This is a genomic window from Pseudomonas sp. Irchel s3b2 (assembly GCF_900187445.1).
Lineage (GTDB): Bacteria > Pseudomonadota > Gammaproteobacteria > Pseudomonadales > Pseudomonadaceae > Aquipseudomonas.
In genome coordinates this window covers 360,153-384,018 of sequence record NZ_FYEB01000002.1, presented here as the reverse complement: position 1 = coordinate 384,018, position 23,866 = coordinate 360,153, and the positions used below count along the sequence as shown (strand labels likewise).

At 60.6% G+C, this 23,866-nt stretch carries 18 protein-coding genes; 6 read left to right on the top strand and 12 right to left on the bottom strand.

The genetic code is table 11. The features are described from left to right. Positions 1 to 107 precede the first annotated feature (107 nt). Positions 108 to 1,970, top strand: a complete 1,863-nt coding sequence (locus CKW20_RS08630; RefSeq protein WP_095052550.1) for a DEAD/DEAH box helicase — start codon at positions 108 to 110, stop codon at positions 1,968 to 1,970. 263 nt (positions 1,971 to 2,233) lie between these two features. Here CKW20_RS08630 and CKW20_RS08625 read toward each other — a convergent pair whose 3' ends face one another. Beyond that, positions 2,234 to 2,827, bottom strand: coding sequence for a YceI family protein (locus tag CKW20_RS08625; protein WP_095052549.1), 594 nt, complete (start codon positions 2,825 to 2,827; stop codon positions 2,234 to 2,236). Positions 2,828 to 2,859: 32 nt separating this feature from the next. After that, positions 2,860 to 3,411, bottom strand: coding sequence for a cytochrome b (locus CKW20_RS08620; protein ID WP_095052548.1), 552 nt, complete (start codon positions 3,409 to 3,411; stop codon positions 2,860 to 2,862). A gap of 312 nt (positions 3,412 to 3,723) precedes the next feature. Here CKW20_RS08620 and CKW20_RS08615 point away from each other — a divergent pair, with 312 nt between their 5' ends. After that, the gene (locus tag CKW20_RS08615; RefSeq protein WP_256585006.1) at positions 3,724 to 4,623 is read left to right on the top strand and encodes a YncE family protein; all 900 of its coding nucleotides are present in this window, start codon (positions 3,724 to 3,726) and stop codon (positions 4,621 to 4,623) included. Between the two features lie 88 nt (positions 4,624 to 4,711). On the opposite strand, the gene CKW20_RS08610 is transcribed toward CKW20_RS08615, so the two are convergent. Further along, positions 4,712 to 6,475, bottom strand: coding sequence for a flavin monoamine oxidase family protein (locus CKW20_RS08610; protein WP_095052547.1), 1,764 nt, complete (start codon positions 6,473 to 6,475; stop codon positions 4,712 to 4,714). 222 nt (positions 6,476 to 6,697) lie between these two features. Here CKW20_RS08610 and CKW20_RS08605 point away from each other — a divergent pair, with 222 nt between their 5' ends. Together CKW20_RS08605 and CKW20_RS08595 are read left to right on the top strand one after the other, a co-directional pair. After that, positions 6,698 to 8,104 (top strand): adenosylmethionine--8-amino-7-oxononanoate transaminase, encoded by a 1,407-nt coding sequence (locus CKW20_RS08605; protein WP_095052546.1) that lies wholly within the window; start codon positions 6,698 to 6,700, stop codon positions 8,102 to 8,104. 138 nt (positions 8,105 to 8,242) lie between these two features. Beyond that, on the top strand, positions 8,243 to 8,962 hold the full coding sequence (locus tag CKW20_RS08595) for a 16S rRNA (uracil(1498)-N(3))-methyltransferase (RefSeq protein ID WP_095052544.1): 720 nt from the start codon (positions 8,243 to 8,245) through the stop codon (positions 8,960 to 8,962). Positions 8,963 to 8,999: 37 nt separating this feature from the next. Here CKW20_RS08595 and CKW20_RS08590 read toward each other — a convergent pair whose 3' ends face one another. Genes CKW20_RS08590 through CKW20_RS08580 form a run of 3 tightly spaced genes read right to left on the bottom strand, consistent with a single transcriptional unit; the run spans position 9,000 to position 11,543 of the window. Further along, positions 9,000 to 9,902 (bottom strand): transporter substrate-binding domain-containing protein, encoded by a 903-nt coding sequence (locus tag CKW20_RS08590; protein ID WP_052965021.1) that lies wholly within the window; start codon positions 9,900 to 9,902, stop codon positions 9,000 to 9,002. A 27-nt stretch (positions 9,903 to 9,929) separates the two neighbouring features. Further along, positions 9,930 to 10,280, bottom strand: coding sequence for a RidA family protein (locus CKW20_RS08585; protein WP_095052543.1), 351 nt, complete (start codon positions 10,278 to 10,280; stop codon positions 9,930 to 9,932). 21 nt (positions 10,281 to 10,301) lie between these two features. Continuing rightward, positions 10,302 to 11,543, bottom strand: a complete 1,242-nt coding sequence (locus CKW20_RS08580; RefSeq protein ID WP_095052542.1) for a D-amino acid dehydrogenase — start codon at positions 11,541 to 11,543, stop codon at positions 10,302 to 10,304. A gap of 107 nt (positions 11,544 to 11,650) precedes the next feature. Here CKW20_RS08580 and CKW20_RS08575 point away from each other — a divergent pair, with 107 nt between their 5' ends. Beyond that, entirely contained in the window at positions 11,651 to 12,559 is a 909-nt protein-coding gene (locus tag CKW20_RS08575) for a LysR family transcriptional regulator (RefSeq protein ID WP_095052541.1), read from the top strand. 5 nt (positions 12,560 to 12,564) lie between these two features. On the opposite strand, the gene CKW20_RS08570 is transcribed toward CKW20_RS08575, so the two are convergent. The 3 genes from CKW20_RS08570 to CKW20_RS08560 form a co-directional block, all read right to left on the bottom strand. Then, complete coding sequence (locus CKW20_RS08570) at positions 12,565 to 13,182, bottom strand: hemolysin III family protein (RefSeq protein WP_038981005.1); 618 nt, start codon at positions 13,180 to 13,182, stop codon at positions 12,565 to 12,567. A 285-nt stretch (positions 13,183 to 13,467) separates the two neighbouring features. Beyond that, on the bottom strand, positions 13,468 to 13,890 hold the full coding sequence (locus CKW20_RS08565; protein ID WP_095052540.1) for a hypothetical protein: 423 nt from the start codon (positions 13,888 to 13,890) through the stop codon (positions 13,468 to 13,470). Then, positions 13,853 to 14,482 (bottom strand): nucleotidyltransferase domain-containing protein, encoded by a 630-nt coding sequence (locus tag CKW20_RS08560; RefSeq protein WP_095052539.1) that lies wholly within the window; start codon positions 14,480 to 14,482, stop codon positions 13,853 to 13,855. The genes CKW20_RS08565 and CKW20_RS08560 overlap by 38 nt, the downstream gene beginning before the upstream one ends. Before the next feature lie 456 nt (positions 14,483 to 14,938). Between CKW20_RS08560 and CKW20_RS08555 the strand changes: the two genes are divergently transcribed. Next, positions 14,939 to 15,316: a DUF6124 family protein gene (locus CKW20_RS08555; RefSeq protein WP_095052538.1), complete on the top strand. Its 378-nt coding sequence runs from the start codon at positions 14,939 to 14,941 to the stop codon at positions 15,314 to 15,316. A gap of 30 nt (positions 15,317 to 15,346) precedes the next feature. Here the strand turns inward: CKW20_RS08555 and CKW20_RS08550 are convergent, their stop codons facing one another. From CKW20_RS08550 to CKW20_RS08540, 3 genes are read right to left on the bottom strand one after another with little or no spacing between them, the layout of a single operon-like run. Then, complete coding sequence (locus CKW20_RS08550) at positions 15,347 to 15,802, bottom strand: chemotaxis protein CheW (protein WP_095052537.1); 456 nt, start codon at positions 15,800 to 15,802, stop codon at positions 15,347 to 15,349. Continuing rightward, the gene (locus CKW20_RS08545) at positions 15,795 to 21,698 is read right to left on the bottom strand and encodes an Hpt domain-containing protein (protein WP_095052536.1); all 5,904 of its coding nucleotides are present in this window, start codon (positions 21,696 to 21,698) and stop codon (positions 15,795 to 15,797) included. The genes CKW20_RS08550 and CKW20_RS08545 overlap by 8 nt, the downstream gene beginning before the upstream one ends. 37 nt (positions 21,699 to 21,735) lie before the next feature. Further along, the gene (locus tag CKW20_RS08540) at positions 21,736 to 23,796 is read right to left on the bottom strand and encodes a methyl-accepting chemotaxis protein (protein WP_095052535.1); all 2,061 of its coding nucleotides are present in this window, start codon (positions 23,794 to 23,796) and stop codon (positions 21,736 to 21,738) included. Positions 23,797 to 23,866 lie beyond the last annotated feature (70 nt).

Genomic DNA, 23,866 nt, shown 5'->3' with positions numbered 1-23,866 from the left:
GAGCCTTCGAGGCCCAGCAGGACCGGACGGGATTGCGTCCTCTTAAACGCGATTCGCGCCAGGCAAGACTCCCATTGGGCCAAGCCCTAACTAAAACAGGATTACTCATGTCCTTTGCTTCCCTCGGTCTCTCCGAGGCTTTAGTCCGCGCCATCGAGGCAGCGGGCTATACCGAGCCTACTCCGGTGCAACAGCGGGCCATTCCCGCCGTGTTGCAAGGTCGCGACCTGATGGTTGCGGCACAGACAGGTACTGGTAAAACCGGCGGCTTTGCCCTTCCGATTCTGGAGCGGTTGTTCCCCAACGGTCACCCGGACAAATCCCAGCGTCACGGCCCGCGCCAACCGCGCGTACTGGTCCTGACCCCTACTCGCGAACTCGCGGCCCAGGTGCACGAGAGCTTCAAGGTCTATGCCCGTGACCTGAAGTTCGTCAGCGCCTGCATCTTCGGCGGCGTCGGCATGAACCCACAGGTTCAGGCCATGTCCCGCGGTGTCGACGTGCTGGTAGCCTGCCCAGGTCGCCTGCTCGACCTCGCCGGCCAAGGCAGCGTCGACCTGTCCCACGTGGAAATCCTCGTGCTGGACGAAGCCGACCGCATGCTCGACATGGGCTTTGTCCATGACGTGAAGAAGGTTCTGGCCCGCCTGCCAGCCAAACGGCAAAACCTGCTGTTCTCGGCGACGTTCTCCAAGGACATCACCGACCTCGCCGGCAAGCTGCTGCACAACCCGGAACGCATCGAAGTCACGCCGCCGAACACCACGGTCGAGCGGATCGAACAGCGCGTATTCCGCCTGGCTGCCAGCCACAAGCGCTCGTTGCTCGCGCACCTGATCACCGCCGGTGCCTGGGAACAGGTGCTGGTGTTCACCCGCACCAAACACGGCGCCAACCGTCTGGCCGAGTACCTGGACAAACACGGCCTCACCGCCGTCGCGATCCACGGCAACAAGAGCCAGAACGCCCGCACCAAAGCCTTGGCCGATTTCAAGGCCGGGGAAGTACGCATTCTGGTCGCCACCGACATCGCCGCTCGCGGCCTGGACATCGACCAATTGCCTCACGTGGTCAACTTCGAATTGCCGAACGTCGACGAAGATTACGTGCACCGTATCGGTCGTACCGGCCGCGCCGGTCGTTCGGGCGAGGCGATTTCGCTGGTGGCCCCGGATGAAGAAAAACTGCTGAAAAGCATCGAGCGCATGACCAAGCAGAAGATTGCCGACGGCAACCTGATGGGCTTCGATTCCAGCGCCGTGGAAGCCGAGAAACCTGAAGTCCGCGAGCGTCCGGATGTGCGTAACCCGCGCAACCCACGTGGCCCGCGCGGCGATGGTCCGAACGGCAGCGGTGGTGGTGGCGGTCGTAAAGACAAAGGCAAGGACAAGGGCGGCAAGGAAAAACCTGCTGCTGGCCGTGGCGAGCGTCCTGCACGTGAACACAAGCCTCGCGAAGGCACCCCGGCCCGTGAACAACAGCGCCCGGCACCTCGCGCCGCCGCTGACCGTGCTCCGGACGAGTTCCTGGACGACGATGTCGATAACTTCGGCAACCGCGTCGACTACGTGCCTCAAGCCAAACCTGCTCAGGGCCGTGGTCGCCGTCCGGGCGCTCCGGCACAAGGCGCAGGCGCAAGTGCTCCGCGCACCGGCCAGCCACAAGGTCGCCAGAGCGGTCCGCGCAACAGCAGCGGCGCAACCACCGGTACGCCACCGGCCAAGCGTAGCGGCCCACGCAGCGGTGCTCCACGTGATGGCCAGGCCCGTCGTGAAGAGTCCCGCAACCGCCGCCCGGCCCGTGACGAACAATCTCGTTCGGAACCGGCCGTGCAGAACCCGCGGGGCCCGGCACCGAAGATCATTCACAAGGAGTCGAAAAGCGATCGCTTCCCGACACCTGAGCAACTGGATCAACTGCCAGGCCGTCCGCGCGGCGAAAAACCAGCGTTGCTGACACGCAATCGCTGAGTTTTTCAAAGCCATGAAAAATGCCCCGGATCGCGAGATTCGGGGCATTTTTTTATGCTTCAACATAACCCTGTAGGAGCGAGCGGTGCGGCGATCCGACTTGCCCGCGGAGACGTCATCCGCCACACCGCAAAAACCGAGTCGCCCCTTCGCCGGCAAGCCTGGCTCCTACAGGGTCATGTGTCGATCGGCCCGAACCCGTCAGAAACAAAAAACGCCCCTGATCGTTAGAGCAGGGGCGCTTTTTATTCAAACAGCGAAATTCACTTCGCTTTCACACCTTCAAATGTAACGTACAACTCGACCACGTCGGACGCTGGACCCAGATCTTTCTGTTTGCCGAAGTCGGAACGTTTGATGCTGGTGGTGCCTTCGAAGCCGGCACGGTAGCCGCCCCATGGATCCTTGCCTTCACCCAGGAAGGTGGCCTTGACCACGATTGGCTTGGTCACACCCAGCAGGGTCAAGTTACCGGTGACGTCGGCAGTGTCTTTACCCGCGGCGTTTTTGCCGGTGGATTTGACGCTGGTGGAGACGAACTTGGCGTCGGCGAATTTGCCCACGTTCAGGAAGTCACCGCTGGCGATGTGCTTATCGCGTTCGGCGTGGTTGGTGAACACGCTGGCGGTGCGCACATTGAACTCGATCTTGCTATCTTCAGGCTTGGCAGCGTCGAAGTTGAACTTGCCGTCGATATCCTTGAAGGTACCGGTGATGTAGCTGTAACCCAGGTGGCTGATCTTGAAGTCAACGAAGGCGTGTTGGCCTTCCTTGTCGACCACGTAGTCGGCCGCCATCACGTTAGCGGACAGCAGAGCAGAACCGATTGCCAGAGCGGCGAGAGTCTTTTTCAACATGCTTTCTATTCCTTGGGAGTCGAGGTTGAATATCAGGCTTTGCGTCCCAGCATTCGCGTCAGGGTCGCATCACGATCGATAAAGTGGTGTTTCAATGCTGCCAACGCATGGAGGCCGGAAAAAATTACCAGCACCCAAGCCAGGTACAAATGGATCACACCAGCGGTGTCTGCCTGGTCCGGTAGTCCGGAAACCAGTGCAGGAACTTCAAACAGGCCAAACACCGGGATCCCGACACCGTCTGCGGTGGAAATCAGGTAACCGGCAATCATCACAGCGAACAGCCCGAGATAGAGGAAGGCATGGCCGAACACAGCGCCAAGGCGCGTCATGCGGCTATAACTTTGCAGGGGCGGCGGCGGTGGGCTGAGAAAGCGCCACAACACCCGCAGCAACATGACCGCGAACAACACCAGACCAATGCTCTTGTGCAAATCCGGCGCATCTTTGCGCCAGGTGCTGTAGTAGTCGAGACCGACCATCCACAGCCCCAATGCGAACAGGCCGAAGACGGCGAGCGCCACACCCCAGTGCATGAAGATGCTGACCCAACCGTAGCGGGAAGAAGAGTTACGTAGCTGCATTGCCCAAATCCTGTAAGAACTGCGACCAAGACTATCGAGTTATCTATCGATTTAAAGCGGAAAATTTCGCTCTGAAATATCGAGAAATACGATCAAGACCTTGGATTCGAGATGTTAAGAGAGTGTTAACCGGGTGAAAAACCTTCAGCCATCGTTCCCATTTTCACTGCCAGCGCCTTACCACTCGTCAGAACTGTCATATCTGGCAGTAGTGCCATTTCGGGTCATTGATGAATCTGGACTCGAATATTTGCTCGAGCGGCCGAAAAGGAGTTTTACGATGAGTCACAATTCGAGTTCCCCCCCGTGATAATGAGCAATCAATCCAATTCGATACCCGTAGGAGAAGGACCGCGAGGGATAGCCATCAGCAGTGATGGGGCTCGTGTGCTTGTTTGCAATTACATTTCAGGCAATGTCTCAGTCATCGATACCCGGAGCAAAAAGGTAATCCGCACCATTGCCGTCGAGCGTTACCCCCAAAACATCACCCTTAGCCCTGGCGGAAAAAGAGCTTACGTAACCAACTACGGTTCGGGCTCGGTTTCAGTGATTGATACCGAAACATACGAAATGGGTAACGTCACGGTGGGGAGACACCCTTGGGGAGTCGTCGTGAGCCGCGACGGGAAACAGGTTTACGTCACGGTTCGACAGGATAAAGAGTGGTTGGCAATTATTGACGCCCGCACTTACGCGGTGAGCAGAGTGCGAGGATTACCCTCACCGTCCATCAGTGTGGATATCAGCCAGGACGATTCGCGTCTTTATATTTCCAGCACCAACCCCCCTGGCGCCCCTTATCAGGACGCGCTCACGGTCATCGACAGCAAGACGTTCGAAGTCATCGACATCATCAAAACCGCACTATATCCGTCAGCGGTTACCGTCAGCCCCGACGGCAGAGAAGTGTATGTCGTGGGTCAGGACGCTCGAAAACTTACCGTGCTGGACACTCGGTCATTGACCACCCGGCATTTCGACTTTGTGGCTTGCGAAGGGAAGATTGTATTCGGCGAAAAAAGCGCTTATGCCGTCGATCAAACCAACAAGGAGATCGTGGAAGTGAATACCGCCACGCACAAGATTATTCGCAGGGTTCCCATCCCTGGTGCTTGCGAACCGTATGACATGGTGCTTGATCGACACCGTGCGTATATCAGCGACTATCAGAACGACGAAGTCCATATCGTCGATCTGCCTCAGATATAAGCCGCGCCCTGTAGGCGCGCCCGCGAAACCGGTGTGTCAGGCAACATCAATGTTGACTGTACCGCCGTCTTCGCGGGTAAGCCCGCTCCTACTGCGTCTTGGTTTCAGTCGTTGCCGGGATCTTCGCAGCGGTACTGGCCACCGGTTTCTTCACGGGTTCAGTCTTTTTCGCCGTCGCCTTGACCGGCGCTTTTTTGGTCTCGGTTTTAGCCGCCGGCTTTTTCACGGGAGCTTTCTTGACCGGTTCGGCTTTCACCGGCACCGCTGGCTTCGGTGGCTCAACCGGTACTGGTGCTGGGGCCGGCGCAGCTACTGGGGCCGGCACGGGAGCAACCGGTGCCACTGGTTCTGGCGCCTTGGTCGGTGCCGGTTTGTCGTCAGAACCACCGAACAGATTGCTGAAGAAGTTGCCTTTCTTCGCCGCCACTGCACCTGCCGCTGCTGCGGTCGCCGCCGGAACAACTTTCGCCGGCTCAAACGATTTGCCCGCCGCCAGGTCTTCTACCTGACTGGCCGCACGCTGACCGGTGCGCAACGCGCCTTCCAGAGTGCCTGGGTACAAGGTATCAGTGTGCTCGCCGGCAAAGGCTACACGTTGCAGCGGACGCTCCCACAGGCGCCAGTATTTACTGATCTGGCCCGGGCCGAAGGCCAGGTAAGCGCCACCCATCGATGGGTCGGTGCTGTAGCGACGGATTTCATAACCGGTGAACGAACCGCGTGCCTGTGGATAAAAGGCGTGCAGACGAATCAGTACCTGATCGACCATCTGCTTGTCGCCGAAGGCCTGCATCACGCGCGCGTTGTCGCCGGACAGGTTGATCACCACGTTGGCGCCACCCTTCAGGGCCGGCTCGATCCACAACATGCCCAGACCGGCGTTGCTGTAGATCTCGCCTGACATGCGCGCCTTGCTTTCCCACACCGGCGTCTTGAACTTCAGCATGATCTGGTCGCGCCAACCGTAGTTGGTGCCTTTGATCGCGCCCAGGTGCTGAGCATCCAGCGCCGGGGTCATCTGAATCTTGTTCAGTGCGCGCAACGGCACGGCCAGCACGACGTAGTCCGCGTGATAGCCAACGCTGCCGACTTTGACGGTCACCCCGTCCTTGTCCTGAGTAATGGCCGAAACCGGGGAGCTGGTCTTGATGGTTTTCAGTTGTTTGACGAAAGCCTGGGCCAGCACCGGGCTGCCGCCAGGCAGACGCGAGGCGCGCAGGTCACGGTCGGCAACGCCACGGTAGACGCGGCTCTGTTGCGCGAAGTACAGCAGCGACAGGCGCGAAGGTTCGTCATAGCGGGTACGAATCTGCTGATTCACCAACTGACGCGCAGTGGTCGGCAGATTCAGACGATCGAGCCAGTTGGACACGTTGATCTGGTCCAGGGCAAACAGCGTGCTGTTGGCGGCCGGGTTTTGCGGGTCCTCGATCGAGCGCGCCAGATCATCCAGGGTCTTTTCGTAGCGTTTCAGCGCTTCGGCGGTGGCCGGCTGTTTAGTCGCCAGATCGGCGGCGGTGAAGTATTCACCATCGATCAGATAGCCTGGGGTGCGTACGAATTCAGGGGCTGGCGTGGTGGTCAGCTTGAACGTCGAGATGTACTTGTTCAGCACCGGCTGGGTCTTGTCGTTGCCGACCCACTCACTGGTGGCCATGCCGGAGCGACCGCCCAAAGTCGGTTTGGCTTCCAGCAGGGTGACCTGCCAGCCTTTGTTCTGCAGTTCGTACGCCGCGGTGAGGCCCGAAAGCCCGCCGCCGACCACGATCACCGTTTTATCCTTGGCCAGCGCCGAAACGCTGAACAGCCCCAACATCACCAGCGCACAGGCGCGCAGCCAACCAGCAGACATTCAGCGAACTCCGGAAATACACGAGGAAATAGCGGTTTTACGAGTCAGACGACTCAAAGAACCGCGAAGAATACGTCAGCCATCAAAAGGCCGCCAGCGACGTCTATCCACCTATACAAAGTAGCTCAATCGACACAATGGGTTGTCCCGATGACGCGCATTGCATAGGCTTGCGCGATTGTTTGCCCGCGCACCAAGCGAGCCGCCTCGAGGAGACTGAACATGGGCCTGAATAATCAGTGGATGCAACGCGATCTCGCGGTGTTGTGGCATCCCTGCACCCAGATGAAAGACCACGAACAGCTGCCGCTGATCCCGATCAAGCGCGGCGAAGGCGTCTGGCTGGAAGACTTCGAAGGCAAACGCTATCTCGACGCGGTCAGCTCCTGGTGGGTCAACGTGTTCGGTCACGCCAACCCGCGGATCAACCAGCGCATCAAGGATCAGGTCGATCAGCTGGAACACGTGATCCTCGCCGGTTTCAGCCATCAGCCGGTGATCGAACTGTCGGAGCGTCTGGTGAAGATGACGCCTGAAGGCCTGACCCGGTGCTTCTACGCCGATAACGGTTCGTCGTGCATCGAAGTCGCGCTGAAAATGAGCTTTCATTACTGGCTCAACCGCGGCCAGCCGAACAAGAAGCGCTTCGTCACCCTCACCAACGGTTACCACGGCGAAACCATGGCGGCGATGGCGGTGGGCGACGTGCCGCTGTTCACCGAAACCTACAAAGCCCTGCTGATGGACACCATCAAGGTGCCGAGCCCCGATTGCTACATGCGCCCCGAGGGCATGAGCTGGGAAGAACACTCGCGCAATATGTTCGCCGCCATGGAGCAGACGCTGGCCGACAACCACGACACCGTGGCCGCCGTGATTCTGGAGCCGCTGATTCAGGGCGCCGGCGGGATGCGCATGTATCACCCGGTGTACCTCAAGCTGCTGCGCGAAGCCTGTGATCGTTATGGCGTGCACTTGATCCACGATGAAATCGCCGTCGGCTTCGGCCGCACCGGAACGATGTTCGCCTGCGAACAGGCCGGCATCCGCCCGGACTTCCTCTGTCTGTCCAAGGCCCTGACCGGCGGTTACCTGCCATTGGCGGCCTGCCTGACCACCGATGAGGTCTACAGCGCCTTCTACGACGACTACCCGACCCTGCGCGCCTTCCTGCATTCCCACAGCTACACCGGCAATCCGCTGGCCTGTGCGGCCGCATTGGCGACCCTGGATATCTTCGAAGAAGACAACGTCATCGAGAACAACAAGGCCTTGGCCCAGCGCATGGCTTCCTCCACCGCGCACCTGGCCGATCACCCGAACGTTGCCGAAGTGCGCCAGACCGGTATGGTCCTGGCCATCGAGATGGTCAAGGACAAAGCCAGCAAAACCGCTTACCCGTGGCAGGAACGTCGCGGTTTGAGAGTGTTCCAGCATGCGCTGGAGCGTGGTGCTTTATTGCGGCCGTTGGGCAGCGTGGTGTATTTCCTGCCGCCGTACGTGATTACCCCGGAGCAGATCGACTTTCTGGCCGAAGTGGCCAGCGAAGGCATCGACATCGCCACCCGTGACAGCATCAGCGTGGCGGTGCCGAAGGACTTTCATCCGGGCTACCGTGATCCGGGCTAGTTTCTCTCGTTCCCACGCTCTGCGTGGGAATGCAGCCGGGGACGCTCCGCGTCCCAAAAGCGGACGCGGAGCGTCCGGTGAGGCATTCCCACGCAGAGCGTGGGAACGATCAGTTCAGACGAATTACAGAGACCATTGATGAGACTGTCCCGCTTCTTTATCGACGCCCCCTTGAGCATCGGCGAACACGAGCTTCCCGAAGCCCAGGCCCATTACATCAGCCGCGTGCTGCGCATGGCCGAGGGTGATGCGGTGCAATTGTTCGACGGCTCGGGCCATGAGTTTCGCGGCACGTTGGCGGAAGTCGGCAAGAAGCGCGTCTCGGTGCGCATCGATGAAAGCTTCGCCGGGCAGGTCGAGTCGTCGCTGGCGGTCCATCTCGGCCAGGGCTTGTCCCGTGGTGAGCGGATGGACTGGGCAATTCAGAAAGCCACCGAATTGGGCGTCAGCGAAATCACCCCGATCTTCACTGACCGCTGCGAAGTCCGCCTCAAGGACGAGCGCGCCGACAAGCGCCTGATGCACTGGCGTCAGGTGGCGATCAGCGCCTGCGAGCAATGCGGGCGCTCATCGGTGCCGGTGATTCATCCGCCGCTGCTGTTGGCCGATTGGCTGAAGCAGACCGAGGCCGAATTGAAGCTGGTGCTGCACCCGGTGGCCGAGCCGCTGGTGAGCCATGCGAAACCGGCGACGCTGGCGTTTCTGATCGGCCCGGAAGGCGGGTTGTCCGACGCTGAAGTCGAGCAGGCCAAGGCCGGCGGTTTTCATGCCGCCCGCCTCGGCCCTCGCGTGTTGCGCACCGAAACCGCGCCGGTGGTGGCGTTGGCGGTAGCCCAACAGTTGTGGGGCGACTTCTAACCCCATGATCGTTCCCACGCTCTGCGTGGGAACGATCCTACTGCACCGGATCACTCACCGGTTTGGCGATAATCGCTTTCAACTCACTGGTCATCGGAAACTCAAGGTTCAAACCTTTAGGCGGAATCGGCTGCTGGAACCAGCGGTTGTAGATGCCGTTGATTTCCCCTGAGCTGTACAAATCGGCAAGCGTCGAATTCACCAACTCGAGAAATTGCGGATCGCCCTTGCGCACCATGCAGCTATAGATTTCCCGCGATTGCTCCTCGCCCACCACGACCCACTTATGCGGATCACGAGCCTTGGCCCGCTCACCGTAAAGCAGCGCATCGTCCATATAGAACGCCGCTGCCCGCCCTGACTGCAGCATCTGGAATGCTTCGCCGTGGTCCTTGGCGCTGATCACGAACATATCGATCTTGTGATCGACGTTGTAGCTCTTCAGAAACCGCTCATTGGTGGTGCCGGCGGTGGTCACAACGTTCTTGCCGCGCAGGTCGGCGAAGCGCTTGATGCCGCTGTCCTTCGCCGTGAGCAATTGCCCCTTCACGTAGATAAACCCGTAAGAAAACGCCACTTGCTGCATGCGCTCGGCGGTCACGCCGGTGGAGCCGCATTCAAGGTCAACCGTGCCGTTCTGCACCAGCGGAATGCGTGTTTGCGAGGTCACCAGGTTGTACTTCACCTGCAGATCCGGCAGCTCGAGTTTTTGCTTGATGCGCTCGACAATCTTGCTCGCCAGATCCACCGAATAACCCATCGGCTGCCCCGTGTGATCACCCACGTAAGAGAACGGCACTGACGCGTCGCGATAACCCAGCGTGATGCTCTTGGCATTGGCGACCTTGTTCAGCGTGCCGGTCAGTGGCGCTTCATTGGCCTGGACCTGACTGCCAAGCAGCAGGCCGAGGGTGCAGCCGATCAACGTGATTTTTTGCATTGTTATTCTCCGTTGTGGGTAGGGTGATTAGCGGCGGGCGGCGATCACGGTGATTTCCACCAGAACCTCTGGACGGGCCAGTTGCGCCTGCAATGTGGTGCGGGTCGGCGCCTTGTCAGGCGACAACCATAGTGACCAGACCTCGTTCATGGCGGCGAAATCGCGGCCTATGTCGCTCAGGTAAATGGTCGCGCTGAGCAAGTGATCCTTGTCGCTGCCAGCCTCGGCCAGCAACCCATCGATTTTCGCCAGCACCTCTGCGGTTTGGCCAGCAGCGTCGTGGCTGTCACCCGGCACCTGGCCCGATAGAAACACCAGCTCGCCATAGGTCACGGCGCCAGAGAGTCGACTGTTGCTGTTGAAACGCTTGATGCTCATCGGTTCTTCTTCCTTTGCAAGTCAGGCGACGCGGGGTGCGAGGCCCTGCATTTCGATCGAGGGTGCGCGCCGGGCAATCAACTCACTCAGCAGCCGAGCGCTACCGCAGGCCAAAGTAAAGCCCAAGGCGCCATGGCCGAGGTTGAGCCAGAGGTTGCGGTACGTCGTGGCACCAATCAACGGCACGCCGCTGGGAGTCGCCGGGCGCATGCCGGCCCATTCGATGGCGGCGTCGTAATCGCCGGCAATGGGCAGTGTTTCCTGCGCCTGGCGCTTGATCAGCGCCAGACGCTTGGGATCGAGTGCCGGGTCGAAACCGACAATGTCGACCATCGCCGCTATGCGCAGTTGTGCCCCGATCCGGGCGTAAACGATCTTGCGGTTGTAATCGGTGATGCTCAGCTCTGGCGCGCGATGTTCGGCGCGGATCGGCAGGGTCAGGCTATAGCCCTTGAGTGGATACAGCGGCAGGCTCATGCCCGGCAACGCCAGCGCCGGACTGCGATGACCGGCAGCGATCACCAATTGCTCAACCGGCAATACCTGCGCGCCCATTTCGATGGCCTGTACCGCGCCGTCTCCGTGACGAATGCCGGTAACCGTGCGGCCCAGCAAAAACTCGCAACGCCCCGACGCCTTGAGCCGGGCCACCAGTTGCTGGCAGAACGCATGGCAATCGGCGACTTCTTCATCGGGCGTGTAGATCGCGCCCACGAACGGCGCCTCGGCGAGTGCCGGCTCCAGCTGAGCGCACTCGGCCCGGGACAACACCTGTTGCTGTCGCGGATCGGCCAGCCCTTGGCGCGCATGCTCGAAACTCGCCGTTTCACGAAACGTCACCAGTTTGCCGTTGCGCCGCCAGTCGAAACCGTCGAGGCGGTCTTCGTCGCGCCAGCCTTGCAGCGTGGCCTGGCTCAGCAACGCCAGGCGCAGCAGATGTGCGCCGTTGCGCTGATTCACCGAACGACGGCAAGCCGCCAGAAAGGACGCCATCCAGCGCCACTGGGCTGGGTCCAGACGCGGACGCAGCTTCAAGGGCGAATCACCGCGCAACATCCAGCCCAGCGCCTGCAACGGTACGCCGGCATCGGCCAGTGGCGCGACATAGCGGTAGGACAACTGGCCGCCGTTGGCGAAACTGGTTTCGCTGGCAAACGAATCCCGGGCCTCGATCAGCGTCACGTCGACGCCGTCGCGAACCAGTGCGTAAGCCGTTGTCAGTCCGATGACGCCGCCACCGATGATGCAAACCCGCTGAGCCATGTCTGTCCTTAAGCGTTGTTGGAACGTGCTTCAGGTTAGGACCAGGTGACAGCCGTTGAACAATGCATAAAGATGGCTGACCCATAAACAAAGGTTATGGACTTGCCATGCGACTGCGACACATCGAGATTTTTCAGGCCATTCGCCAGACCGGTTCGGTCAGTGGCGCCGCCCAGTTGCTGCACGTGTCGCAGCCGGCGGTGAGCAAAGTGCTGCAACACGCCGAACAGCAACTGGGCTTTGCGTTATTCCTGCGGGTGCGCGGTAAATTGCAGCCGACGCCCGAAGCCCTGGAACTTGAGCGCGAAGTCGACAAGGTCACCGAAAGCCTGCAAGGCGTGCGACGTCTGGCCCAGAGCCTGCGCCGCGAGCCCGGCCACAGTGTACGGATTGGCGCGATCCCGGCGCTGGCCTTGTCGCTGCTGCCTCCGGCGATCAACGAATGGACGCAACGCTACCCGGAAATCGCCTGCGAACTGTCCAGCGCCCACAGCCGCGAGCTGATGCAGAACCTGTTGATGCGCGAAGTGGATGTCGCCCTGACGCTGCAACTGCCCGATCATCCGGGCCTGAAGGCGCAGGCCTTGGCCTGTGGGATGCTGGTGGCGCTGGCGCCGAAGGGCTTTTGGCCTGACGACACTCACGGTAAACCGCTGCCGTTGATTGAACTGGCCGGCGCGCCGCTGATCGGTCTGTCCAGCGCCGACCCGCTGGCCGCCAGACTCGACAGCTACCTTGAGGCGGTCGATCCGCCGCCAAAGGTACGCATCGCGGTGCAGACCTATTCGCTGGCGCGGGCGATGGTTGAATCCGGTGCCGGGCTAGCAGTGATCGACCCGTTCACCGCGCTCGGCGCGTCCCCTGCCGCCACAGCGATTCGTCCTCTGGCCCCGGCGCTACCGATCACCCTGTACGCAGTGACCCGCGCCGATGAACCGCCGCCACACACCTTGAGCGATTTGTTGCAGGTGTTCAGCCGACGGGCTCAGGCGCAATTGGATCGCTTGATCCCTTAGAAGCCTCAAAGGACATAAAACAAAATCGCCACAAAGTGCAGCAAGCTCCCGGCAATCACAAACAGATGCCAGACCCCGTGGGCATGGCGCAAACGGCTGTCCAGCGCAAAAAAGACAATCCCCACGGTGTACAGCACCCCGCCCGACGCCAGCCAGGTAAAGCCGACTGGCCCCAGTGCCGCCAGTAACGGCTTGACCGCCACCAGCACGATCCAGCCCATCACCGCGTAAATAACGATCGACAGAATCCGCGCTTCCGAGCGGGGTTTGATTTCTTGCAGGATACCGATCAGCGCCAGCCCCCAGACAATTCCGAACAGTGTCCAGCCCCATGGCCCGCGCAAGGTCACCAGGCAGAACGGTGTGTAACTGCCGGCAATCAGCAGGTAGATCGAAAAATGATCGACCTTCTGCATGATCGCTTTCTTGCGCCCGCGCACGCTGTGATAAACGGTCGACGCGCTGTAGAGCACCAGCAAGGTGAACGCGTAAATTGCCACGCTGACGATCTTCCACGGACTGCCGTCCATACTGGCGATCACCAGCAGCCACACGCCCCCGACAAACGCCGCCACCGCCCCGACCAGATGCGTCCAGGCATTCAATCTTTCCCCGTGATACATGTGTTGCTCACCTCAAATTCGTTACCGCAGCGCGCAAGGCTCAGGCCTCAAGGTTAAAAGCGCAATGTTTCAGAACACGACACCCCCGTAGGAGTTGCCGAAGGCTGCGATCTTTTGATTTTGATTTTCGGCCATGTCGCCTGCATCGCGGGCAAGTCTCGCTCCAGGTATATGTCGTTCACAGAAACCGCATATCACACCAATCCGTAGGAGCGAGCGGTGCGGCGATCCGACTTGCCCGCGAAGAGGCCAGAAATAATCCCCGCAGTTTTCAATGGCGGAGCATTACAGTCCGGTCAACTGCTGCACACGAATCTGCAGCTGCGCGGTGCTTTCCAATAGCTGCGTCAACAACGCCGGATCTTCATCCATATAGCCTTCGTACTCCGCCAGGTTTCGTCGCTCATGACACAGGGCGAATAGCCGAACCTGTACTTTGCCAATATCAGCGGTTTGAACCAGGCACTGAAACACCAGATATCGCTTGTCTGAACGGTAGCCGCACAAGCGAAGAGCCGTCAGTGCAAGGGCATGGGCAGCGTTGTAAGCCAGGTCGAAACGACTCGCGAAGGAAAGCGAAGACGTTTGCGCGTCTTTCAATCGATCCACAGCCGAACGCATCAGCCCTTCGCACTCCTTGCGATCCGGCGGCTCAGCTTTCAGCCCACCGCTACGTAACAGGTTTTCCAGGTTCTCGTTGCTGCCCATCCTTGGACTCCAAAGGGTTTCCCCCCATCAGGTTGATCTTGTCCTGCTGCGCTACCCGCACGACAAAACTATTTTCAGCCGCCAGTTTTGCGGCCCAGTCGTCGGGGGTGTAGAGCGTCGGGTTGAGGACGCGGCCCAACTGCTCTTCCATCGGTATAAGCCGCTCCATCACTTCACTGTAGTGCAGGCCCTCGCCGATCAGCATGAGATCAATGTCACTGGATGCGTTTGCCTGATCCTTGGCGATAGAGCCGTACACAAATGCCCAAGTAATCTGTTCGGCAAAGGGTTGGAGCGCCTGACGCAGAGGTTCGGCAATACCAAAGGTTTTGCGGGCGATGCCCAGCAGTTCCGCATAGATCGGGCAGTCGGGATTGGCTTGATAGTGGGTCTGGTTGCCCTGACGGGTCATGGTCAGCACGCCTGCCCGCTGCAACCGATCCAGCTCGCGCATGAGGCTGCCTTTACCCACTTGAGCCCAGCGGGCGATTTCGTTGGCATAAAAACTACGGTCGGGTTTACCAAACAGCAGGCCCAGCACTTTTTGCTGGGTGGTGGTGAACAAGGCTTCGCTCAATGACAGGTTTTTCACGGCAACGACCGATAAGTCCCAAAAAAGGAACGATAGGTCCCTTTTTGGGAATCTTCAAGCCAGAAACCTTTGTGGCGAGGTCCGACCGCTTGGGGTTTTGTGTTTAAAAGTTTGTCCGCAGGAACGGTGTGAGGCTACGCAATCTGGCGTCGCTGCCTACAGCAATGCCGGAACCCGCTGACTGGTGCGGTTTTGCGTTGATCTCTATCGTTTGGAGGTCGCTGCAAGCTCAGCGACCGGGATTGGAACCCCGTGGTGTTAACGAGGCAAAAGCGCCTTTCATAACGTATGCTTGCGCACCTTTAATGTGTGCATTCCGTTATGGCGGCTGTGCGCGGGAGACCTTAGTGTCTGTCGGGTTTTGTCCGTTTGCCCGGGTTCCAGCCCGCGTACAGCTGCCACCCCTTCGATTGGAACCCGATGGAGCAGCTGAAACTCATTAAATGGAGCTTCACTATGTTCAAAGCTACTCCCAATCCCCCGGAAACCGGCGTCGATTCCCAAGCATCCCTCGAAGCCGAGAAATTCAAGGAAGCCGCCGACCGCGCCTTCTCCCATTACTTCCCGTCACCCCACGAAAAACCGGCCAAACGCCGCAAGTCCCAGCTCTTCACCGTCTCCCCCGATATCGACACCGAAGCCCTTCTGGCCAATGCCTCCGAAGACCTGCTGTCCATCAGCGCCATTGCGGCCGATCTGGCGGACGATGTGGAGGGCTCACGCCGCTCTGTCGCCTTGGCGCTCAGCCGTTTGGCAGATGGCGTGCAGTTGTTGGTGGAGCGGGTGCTGGATCATCATGAGTCGTTGCAGATGAAGGCTCAGGCCGGGGTTTAACGCACAAACCCCTGTGGCGAGGGGGTCCGGTCAGACCAGACCAGCACTTACAAGCAACTCCTCCAGCGCGAGCAAGTCAGGCACCTTCGCCACTTGCTCCCCCACCTGCACCGCCGCCTGCTCCAGCGAACACAACGGCACATCGACATAGCTCAACTGGCTATCCAGCTTGTAAGACCGCGGAATCCCCTGCACCAGCAGTGCAATGAACTTCAGCTCAGGCCGCCCGCCGAGGGCGTTGAGGATGACGATCCGTGCTCGCTCACCGATCACCACTTTGTTGCCACACGCCGACTCGAAACTGAGCAACGGAATCTGCCGATCCCGCCACTTCACCAACCCCAGATACCACGGCGGTGTGTCGAGGTCGAAGGCGCCGGGTTGGTAATCGATCAGTTCAGCGACAGCAACGTTGGGCAGGATCAGGTTGCGATCAGCCAAGGGCAATAAAAGCCCAGTGAGATTGCTGGAGCGGTGTTCATGCATGGGTTTTGCTCCACCGGGCGATGCTGTCGAGCAGCACCGATTCCTGATACGGCTTGCCGAGGTAGTCGTTGACGCCAATGGCCATGGCGCGGTCGCGGTGTTTCTGGCCGGTACGGGAGGTGATCATGATGATCGGCAGATGCTGCAAGCGTTCGTCGGCGCGTACCTGGGTCGCCACTTCGAAGCCGTCCATGCGCGGCATTTCGATGTCCAGCAGCATCAGGTCGGGCATGTGTTCTTCGAGCAGCAACATGGCGTCGACACCGTCCTTGGCGGTCAGCACGTTCATGCCGTGGCGTTCCAGCAAACGGCTGGTGACCTTGCGCACGGTGACCGAATCGTCGACCACCAGCACCAGCAACGGTCGTTGCGATTCGGGCTCTACGTCCTGCGTCACAGGCCGTGACGGCACCTGCGCTTGCATGGCGCGGATCGGCGCCAGCAAGTCGAGAATCAGCACCACCCGGCCATCACCGAGAATCGTCGCGCCGGACAAACCCTGCACCGCGGCGAACTGCGGGCCAAGGCTTTTGACCACGATTTCCCGGGTGCCGGCCATGGCATCCACCTGCACCGCGACGTGCCGCTCGTTGCATTGCACCAGCAACACCGGCAACGGCAGGCTCTGGCCCAGCAGTTTCGGGCGGGAGCTGGTTTTCAGCAGCTCGCCGAGATAGCACAACTCGTAACGTTGCCCGGCATATTCGTAGGTCGGCGGATCGAGCCGGTAATGCCCTTCGAGTTCGTTGGGCAATACACGCACGATGCCGTCGATAGTGTTCAGCGGGATCGCGTATTGATCCTCTGCGCACTGCACCATCAGCGCGCGGTTGACCGACACGGTGAACGGCAGGCGAATCCGGAAGTGCACGCCCTGCCCAGGCACAGAGTCGATGATCATGCCGCCGCCGAGCTGCCGGACCTCTTCGTGAACCACGTCCATGCCGACGCCACGCCCGGAGATCTGGGTGATTTTTTCGGCGGTGGAGAACCCCGGTTGCAGGATGAATTGCAGCACGTCGCGGTCGCTGATATCGCTGTCCGGGTGGAGTAATCCGCGCTTGATCGCCTTGCGCCGCACGGCATCCAAAGGCACGCCGGCACCATCGTCGCGGATGTCGAAAATGATGTCGCCGCCCTCTCGGGACAAATCCAGAGTGATCTTGCCCTGAGCCGGTTTGCCGGCCGCAATACGCACCTCGGCCGATTCCAGCCCATGGTCGACGGCGTTGCGCAGCATGTGCTCCAGCGGCGCGGCCATGCGTTCGAGGACGTTGCGGTCCATCTCGCCTTCGGCGTTACCGACGACGAAGTCCACGTCCTTGCCCAGCTCGCTGGCGACCTGCCGAACGATGCGCTTCAAACGCGGCAGCATTCGCTCGAACGGCACCATGCGCGTACGCATCAGGCCTTCCTGCAATTCGGTGTTGATGCGGCCCTGCTGTTGCAGCAGGTTTTCCGCGTCGTGATTACGCTGCTCGACGGTTTCCTTGAGGTCGAGCAGGTCGGAGGCAGACTCGAACAGCGCCCGAGACAACTGTTGCAGCTGCGAGTGACGGTCCATCTCCAGCGGGTCGAACTCTTCGTACCCCAGGCGTTCGGCTTCGACCTGCTGACGGCTGAGAATCCGCCCCTGGGTTTCGGTATCGAGGCGACGCAACTGGTCGCGCATGCGCTCGATGGTGGTTTCCATCTCGCTCAGGGCCACCCGTGCGTCGTTGACCTGTTGTTCGATGCGCCCGCGGAAGATCGAGGTTTCCCCGGCCAGATTGACCAGGTCGTCGAGCAACTCCGCCGAGACCTTGACCGTATCGGTGCCTTCCGGTTGCAGCGCGGTTGGCTCGGCTTTGGGCGCTACGGGCAGCGTTACGGGTGCCGATGTTTCGGGCACTGCCGGATGGCTGAAATTCTTGATCGCGTCGATCAACCGATCGGCCGGCGGCAATGGCTGACCGGCGCGGGTGGCGTCGAGCATTTGCGCCAGTCGGTCATGGCTGCGTTGCAACAACGAGAACAGCTCGGCGGTGGGTTGCAGCACGCCCGCCGACAAGCCTTCGTAGAGGAATTCCAGTTCATGGGCCAGATCGCCAATCGGCACAATCTCCACCATCCGCGCGCCACCCTTGAGGGTGTGCAGATCGCGCAGCAGGGTTTCCACTTCCTGGCGATTCGACGGCTCGGCCTGCCAGCGCAACAGCGCCGCGCCGGAATTTTCGATGATGTCGAAACCTTCCTCGAGGAAGATCTCTAGAAGCTCGGGATCATGACCCGCCGAGTCATTGCTGGCCGCTGGTTCGATCGCCTCGACGCTGCCAGCATTGCCCTGACGAAACTCACGAATGGCTTCGATCAATTCGCGCGGGTCACCCAATGGACGATTGTGCTGCAACTGATCAAGGAACATGGCCAGTCGGTCATGGCTGTGTTGCAGCAACTGCGCCAGCGCTTCGCTGTGGCTGTAACGGCGGTCCACCAGGCCTTCGTAAAGGCTTTCCAGTTCATGGGCAAGATCGCCGACCGGCTCGACCTCGGCCATCCGCGCACCGCCCTTGAGGGTGTGCAAATCGCGCTGCAAGGACGACAGCGGCGCGGCGTTGTCCGGGTCACTCAGCCAGCGCTGCAAGGCCTGGTCGGCGCTTTCGAGGATATCCACCGCTTCTTCAAGGAAGATCGAAACGATTTCGTCGTCCAGCTCAACCTGGGTCGCGCTCTGCTCCAGTTCGGCGGTGGCGCTGCCCAATTCGCGGATGCTCAGGGTGCGACTGCCGTCACTACGAATCAGGCCCATGGAGGATGGATCGAGACTCTCATCGAGCAAGCCGCGCAAGGCCCGAACGCGCTCCGGTTGCGCAGTGACTTCCTGGCCGGCGGCCAGTTCGTCGAGCATGTTGATCAGCGCTTCATGGGCACTTTGCGCCTCGTGGAAAAACCTGTCGCTGACCGCCAGGCTGCTTTCTTCCACCGCGCCATACAGGTCGAGCAATGCTTCGCAGAGCTCATCCACCGGATGCAGATCGGCCAGGTGCGCGCCTTCGCCGAGGATGGTCAGTTCGTCCAGCAGCGCACTGAGTTCCTGCCGCTCGCCGGGATGCTGTTGCCAGCGCTGCAACAGGCTTTCGGCGTCCAGCAGGATGTCCATGCCCTGGGCGAGAAAGTTGTTGATCAGTTGCGGGTCGCGCTTGATGCGCAGTCCCGTGCTGGGCGCGCTCAAGAGGCTTTGCAGACGCTCGGTCAGCACTGTGTGGGTTCGCTCGATCAACGAGCGGGCGTCGGGAATTTCGGCCAGCGGATCGCTCTTGAGTTGTCGCAGCCCAAGACGGAACAGCCCTTCGGCTTCCAGCAGCAATTCGACTTCGTCCAGGTCGAGGGCAATTCGGTGCGCCTTGTACTCTCGGGCCAGTTGATCCAGCGATGCCGCCAGCTCGGCAATCGGCAGCACGCCAGCCATCGAGGCGCTGCCCTTGAGTGTGTGCAAGGCTCGCTGCAACTCGTCGCTGGCCTGAAGCGGCACATGCTCGGCGGCCTGATCGAGGAAGCGATTGAGGCTGCTCAAGTGGGTTTCGGCTTCGTTGCGGAAGATCTCCAGCAACAGTGGATCGAGCGCCGCGACATCCTGCACGTCCTCATCGGACACCGGCTTATCACCCTTGGCCAGGGCATGGGCGCGGGCGGCCAATTGATCGACATCGTTGCATTGGCGCTGGGCATTGGCGGCGAACTCGGCCACCAGTTCCGGCAGCAGCTTCAGCGCATCGCCCACCAGTTGTTGCACCGCAGGCGAAGGTGCGACGCTGTGTTCAAGCACACGGTTGAGCAGGTTTTCCACCGCCCACGCCAGTTCGCCCAGCACCAGCGCACGGACCATCCGGCCGCTGCCTTTGAGAGTATGGAAGGCGCGGCGTAATTCAACCAAGGCTGATGTGTTGTCGGGATTGGCCGACCAGCGCGGCAGATACTCCTCAAGGATTTCCAGCACCTCGTCAGTCTCTTCGAGGAAGACTTCCCGCAGCTCATCATCCACCGGTTCTTCACCGGCGGGTGGCGGCAACAGGCTACCCGGCGTGATCAGCGCTGGTGGGTTGACCGACGACACAGGACTGGCCAGCACATCGGCCAGGGACTGAACGATTTCGGGGTCGTCCAGTTCCTGCATGTCCTGCATGACCAGGGCTTCACTGGGGTTGAGCACATCCTTGAGCATCGGCACCTGCTGTTCGCGGGGGAAGAAGCCGAGTGAGGCCAGGCCTTTTTCCGCGACATCAAGCAGGTGTTCCCCCGGTGCTTCGGGGTCGTCGCCGAGGCGCTCCAGGTAATACTCGATGCTGGTGATGACGTCGGCCAGGCTGTCCAGTTGCTGCCAGCCGGGCTGGCCCGGGTCCACCAGCAGATGCTCGCGGATGAAGCCGTTGCAGGTCTCGACCAGGCTCGCCGCGCGGGCTAACGGAATCATCGCCAGCGCGCCGCGCACTTGGGTCAGCAATGCCGGCAAGGATTGCAAATGCTGGCGGTCCCAGTCGGCGTCGATGTAGTCGACGATCATGTCCTTGGCCTGTTGCAGACAGATGCGCGCTTCCTTGATCACGATCTGGTGGATCTGCGTCAGGTCGGTGGTCGGCAGACGGCTGTCTTCCTGGCTTTCCGGCTCCACGGTGCCGACCATGCCGGCCAAGGTCGCTTCGACATAGAGCAAGGCTCCGGCGACATCCATAAGGGTCGCGTCGTTGGGTTCGCGCTGGCCCTGGGCGAGGCTCAGCACCACCGCCAGTTGATCGATGATGACCTTGCGCGGCTGGCCGAAACCGAGCACCGCCAAGGTGTCGGCGATTTGCCGCAGGGGCGCCAGCAGGCTTTCGAGGTCCGAGGTGTGCTGACGGTCGCTGCGCACGAACAGGTCCAGGCGCTCCTTGACCCGCACCAGCTCTTCGCACAGCGCCGCCAATACCGAGCGCATGGCATCGCGATCAGGGCCGGCCAGCCTTGCCCGTTCTTCATCGACCATCGCGCCGTCGGGTAGCGCGTCGTCAAGTGAGTAGCGATCTTTCATGGTCAGCATCTGCCCGGTGAGGTGTTCGGCCTTGGCAATATAGAACAACAAACTTTTGAGCAGCTCGGACGGCGCCGGTTGATTGATGCCGGGCATGCCCTGTTCGAGCAAACGCTTGAGCTCTTTGTCGGCGTCCTTGAACAGGCTGCGCAACGCCGGGCTGTTGGCTATCGAGCCATTGCGCATACCTTCGACCAGCGCCGAAGCGACTTGCCATAACGGGCTCAGGGGCGCATTGCCGCACAACGCTTCGAGGCGCGCAAACACCCTGGCCAGATAACCGAAGTGGGTTTCGCTATCCTGCTCGCGCAGCAAGCCGACCAGCGCCATCTGCAACATCTGCCGCAACTTGCGCAGTACATTCGGCAAGTCGGACGGTTCCAGCAGCGCCAGGGCTTCTTCGCTCAGGGGCGGCAGGTCCGGCAGTTGCGGGCTGAACAAACTGGTTTCCGACAACAGGCTTTCGCCGCGGGCGCTGCGCAGGTCATTGATCAACGGCAACACGACTAGCGGCAAATCACGACGGGCGCTTTGCACCCGGTCGAGGTAAGTCGGCAATTGCCCCAAGGCGTGCAGCAACAGATGGATCGCCTCGTCGCGATGGCTGATGCGGTTTTGCTGCAAGGCGCTGGTCAGCTTCTCGATTTCTTCGGCGAGCAGGGCCGCGCCGTAGAACTCGACCATCTGCAAACTACCGTGAACCTGATGGACACAGGCCAGACACTCACTCAGCGTGTGCGTCGCCTGCGGGTCGTCGATCAGGGTTTCGATCGCCTGATGAGCCTGTTTCAGCGTTTCGGCAATCTCGCCTTTGACCCATTCGAGGGCCACATAGTCGTGCCGATCACCCATAACCACTCCAATCAAGATGCATCCGCCTTGGGGCGGTTCAAGCGTTGTCCGCAGCGTTGTCCGCAGATCTGGCCGGCAAAGTGAAACCGGACACCGAACGCCGCAGCTGGCTGGCCATTTTCGCCAGGTTGCCAATGCTCTCGGCGGTGGCGGTGGAACCGGACGAGGTCTGCGTAGTGATTTGCTGGATCACGTTCATCGTCAGAGAAATCTGGCCGGCCGACGAAGTCTGTTGCTGTGCGGCATTGGAAATACTCTGGATCAATGCCGCGAGGGTTTTCGATACACCTTCGATTTCTTCCAGGGCCACCCCGGCATCCTGCGCCAGACGCGCGCCGCGCACCACTTCGGTGGTGGTCTGTTCCATGGAAATCACCGCTTCATTGGTGTCGGTCTGAATCGCCCGCACCAGCGTTTCGATCTGCCGGGTCGCCGCGGACGAACGCTCGGCCAGGCGCTGCACTTCGTCGGCCACCACCGCAAAACCGCGCCCGGCGTCACCGGCCATGGACGCTTGAATCGCCGCGTTGAGGGCGAGGATGTTGGTCTGATCGGCAATGTCATCGATCAGGCTGACAATGTCGCCGATTTCCTGAGAAGACTCACCCAGCCGTTTGATGCGCTTGGCGGTGTCCTGAATCTGCTCGCGAATATTGTCCATGCCGTGAATGGTGTTGTGCACCACTTCGTTGCCCTTGTTGGCGATTTCCACCGAACGTTCGGCCACTGCGGAGGATTCGGCAGCGTTGGCCGAGACCTGATCGATGGACTGGGCCATGTCGTTGATCGCCGTGGAGGCTTCGGATATTTGCTGGGCCTGATGCTCCGAGGCCTGGGCCAGGTGCATGGCGGTGGCCTGGGTTTCCTGCACGGCGGCGGCGACCTGGCCGGCGGTGAGGTTGATGGTCGCCACCAGATCGCGCAGTTGGTCGACGGAATAGTTGATCGAGTCAGCGATGGTGCCGGTGAAGTCTTCGGTCACCGAGGCGGTCACGGTCAGGTCGCCGTCGGCGAGGTCTTCGATTTCGTCCAGCAGGCGCATGATCGCGTTCTGGTTACGCTCGTTCTTCTCGGCGGTTTCACGCAGCTGACGGTTGGTTTCACGCACCATCACCAGGCCGATGAGGATGATCGACATCAACGCGAGCAGGCCCAGCACATAGCCGCCGATGGTATCGGTGTTGCGCCCGCCGGCGAGGTTTTCGAAACGGCTGGCAAGGTGCGAGGCTTCATCGAGCAGGGTTTGCGACAAGGTAAAGATGTTGGTGGCCGATTCGCGGACCTTGAACAGCTGCGGCGAGGTTTCGAGGATTTCGTCCACGGAACCCGATACGAATTCGAACAGTTCGGAAATCTCGGTCAACCGGGCGCGCGCATCGCGGTCTTCGACCTGGCTGATTTTCAGTGCCGCATTGCCTTGAAGCATGCCGTTGAGCACCAGGCCGAAACGCGCCGCGTCGCGACCGAAAGCGTCGGCCGCCTGCTGCGAATTTTCATCGCCGGACAGCACGGTATTCACCGCACCAAGAATCCGCTCGGCCAGCAGCGACTGACGCTGGGCCATCGCCACCTGAGCCGCCGGGGCGCCACGTTGCAGCAGGGTTTCGACGACCTTTTCATACTCAATCTGCAACTGCGGCACGGTTTCGGCCAGGGTCGCGGCCACTTGATGCAAGGACAGCACGGTCTGTTCGCTGGAGAGGATGGCGTCGGTGTTTTTCAGCAAGCGCTCCCAATCCAGCTGCACGGCGCGCATTTCCGGGCGCACGGTGGACGGTGCCGGCGGCAGGCCGGTGGAAGGATCGCCTTTCTTCAGGTAGCCCCAACGCTGGGCGAAGTCGTTGCGCGCATCGCTGAGCAACTTGAACGCCGCGGCCTTGCCGGCGGCGGCTTCGGTGGCGTTCTTGGCGATGCGTTGGGACAGCACGCGCAGCTCACCGGCGTGGCCGATGTACTGTTTGTCGTAATTGGCCTGGGTGTTGAGGTACGCGAAGTTGGCGAACAGCAGCATGATGAAGACGATCAGCGCGATGAACAGCGCGATGATCTGCGACCGACTGCGCGACCCTTCTGGCTTGCCTGTTTTTGCTTTAATCATCGGTCCTCGCCTGTCCTGCCCAATTCACTCTATGCCCTTGTAGGAGCGAGGCTTGCCCGCGAAGCAGGCG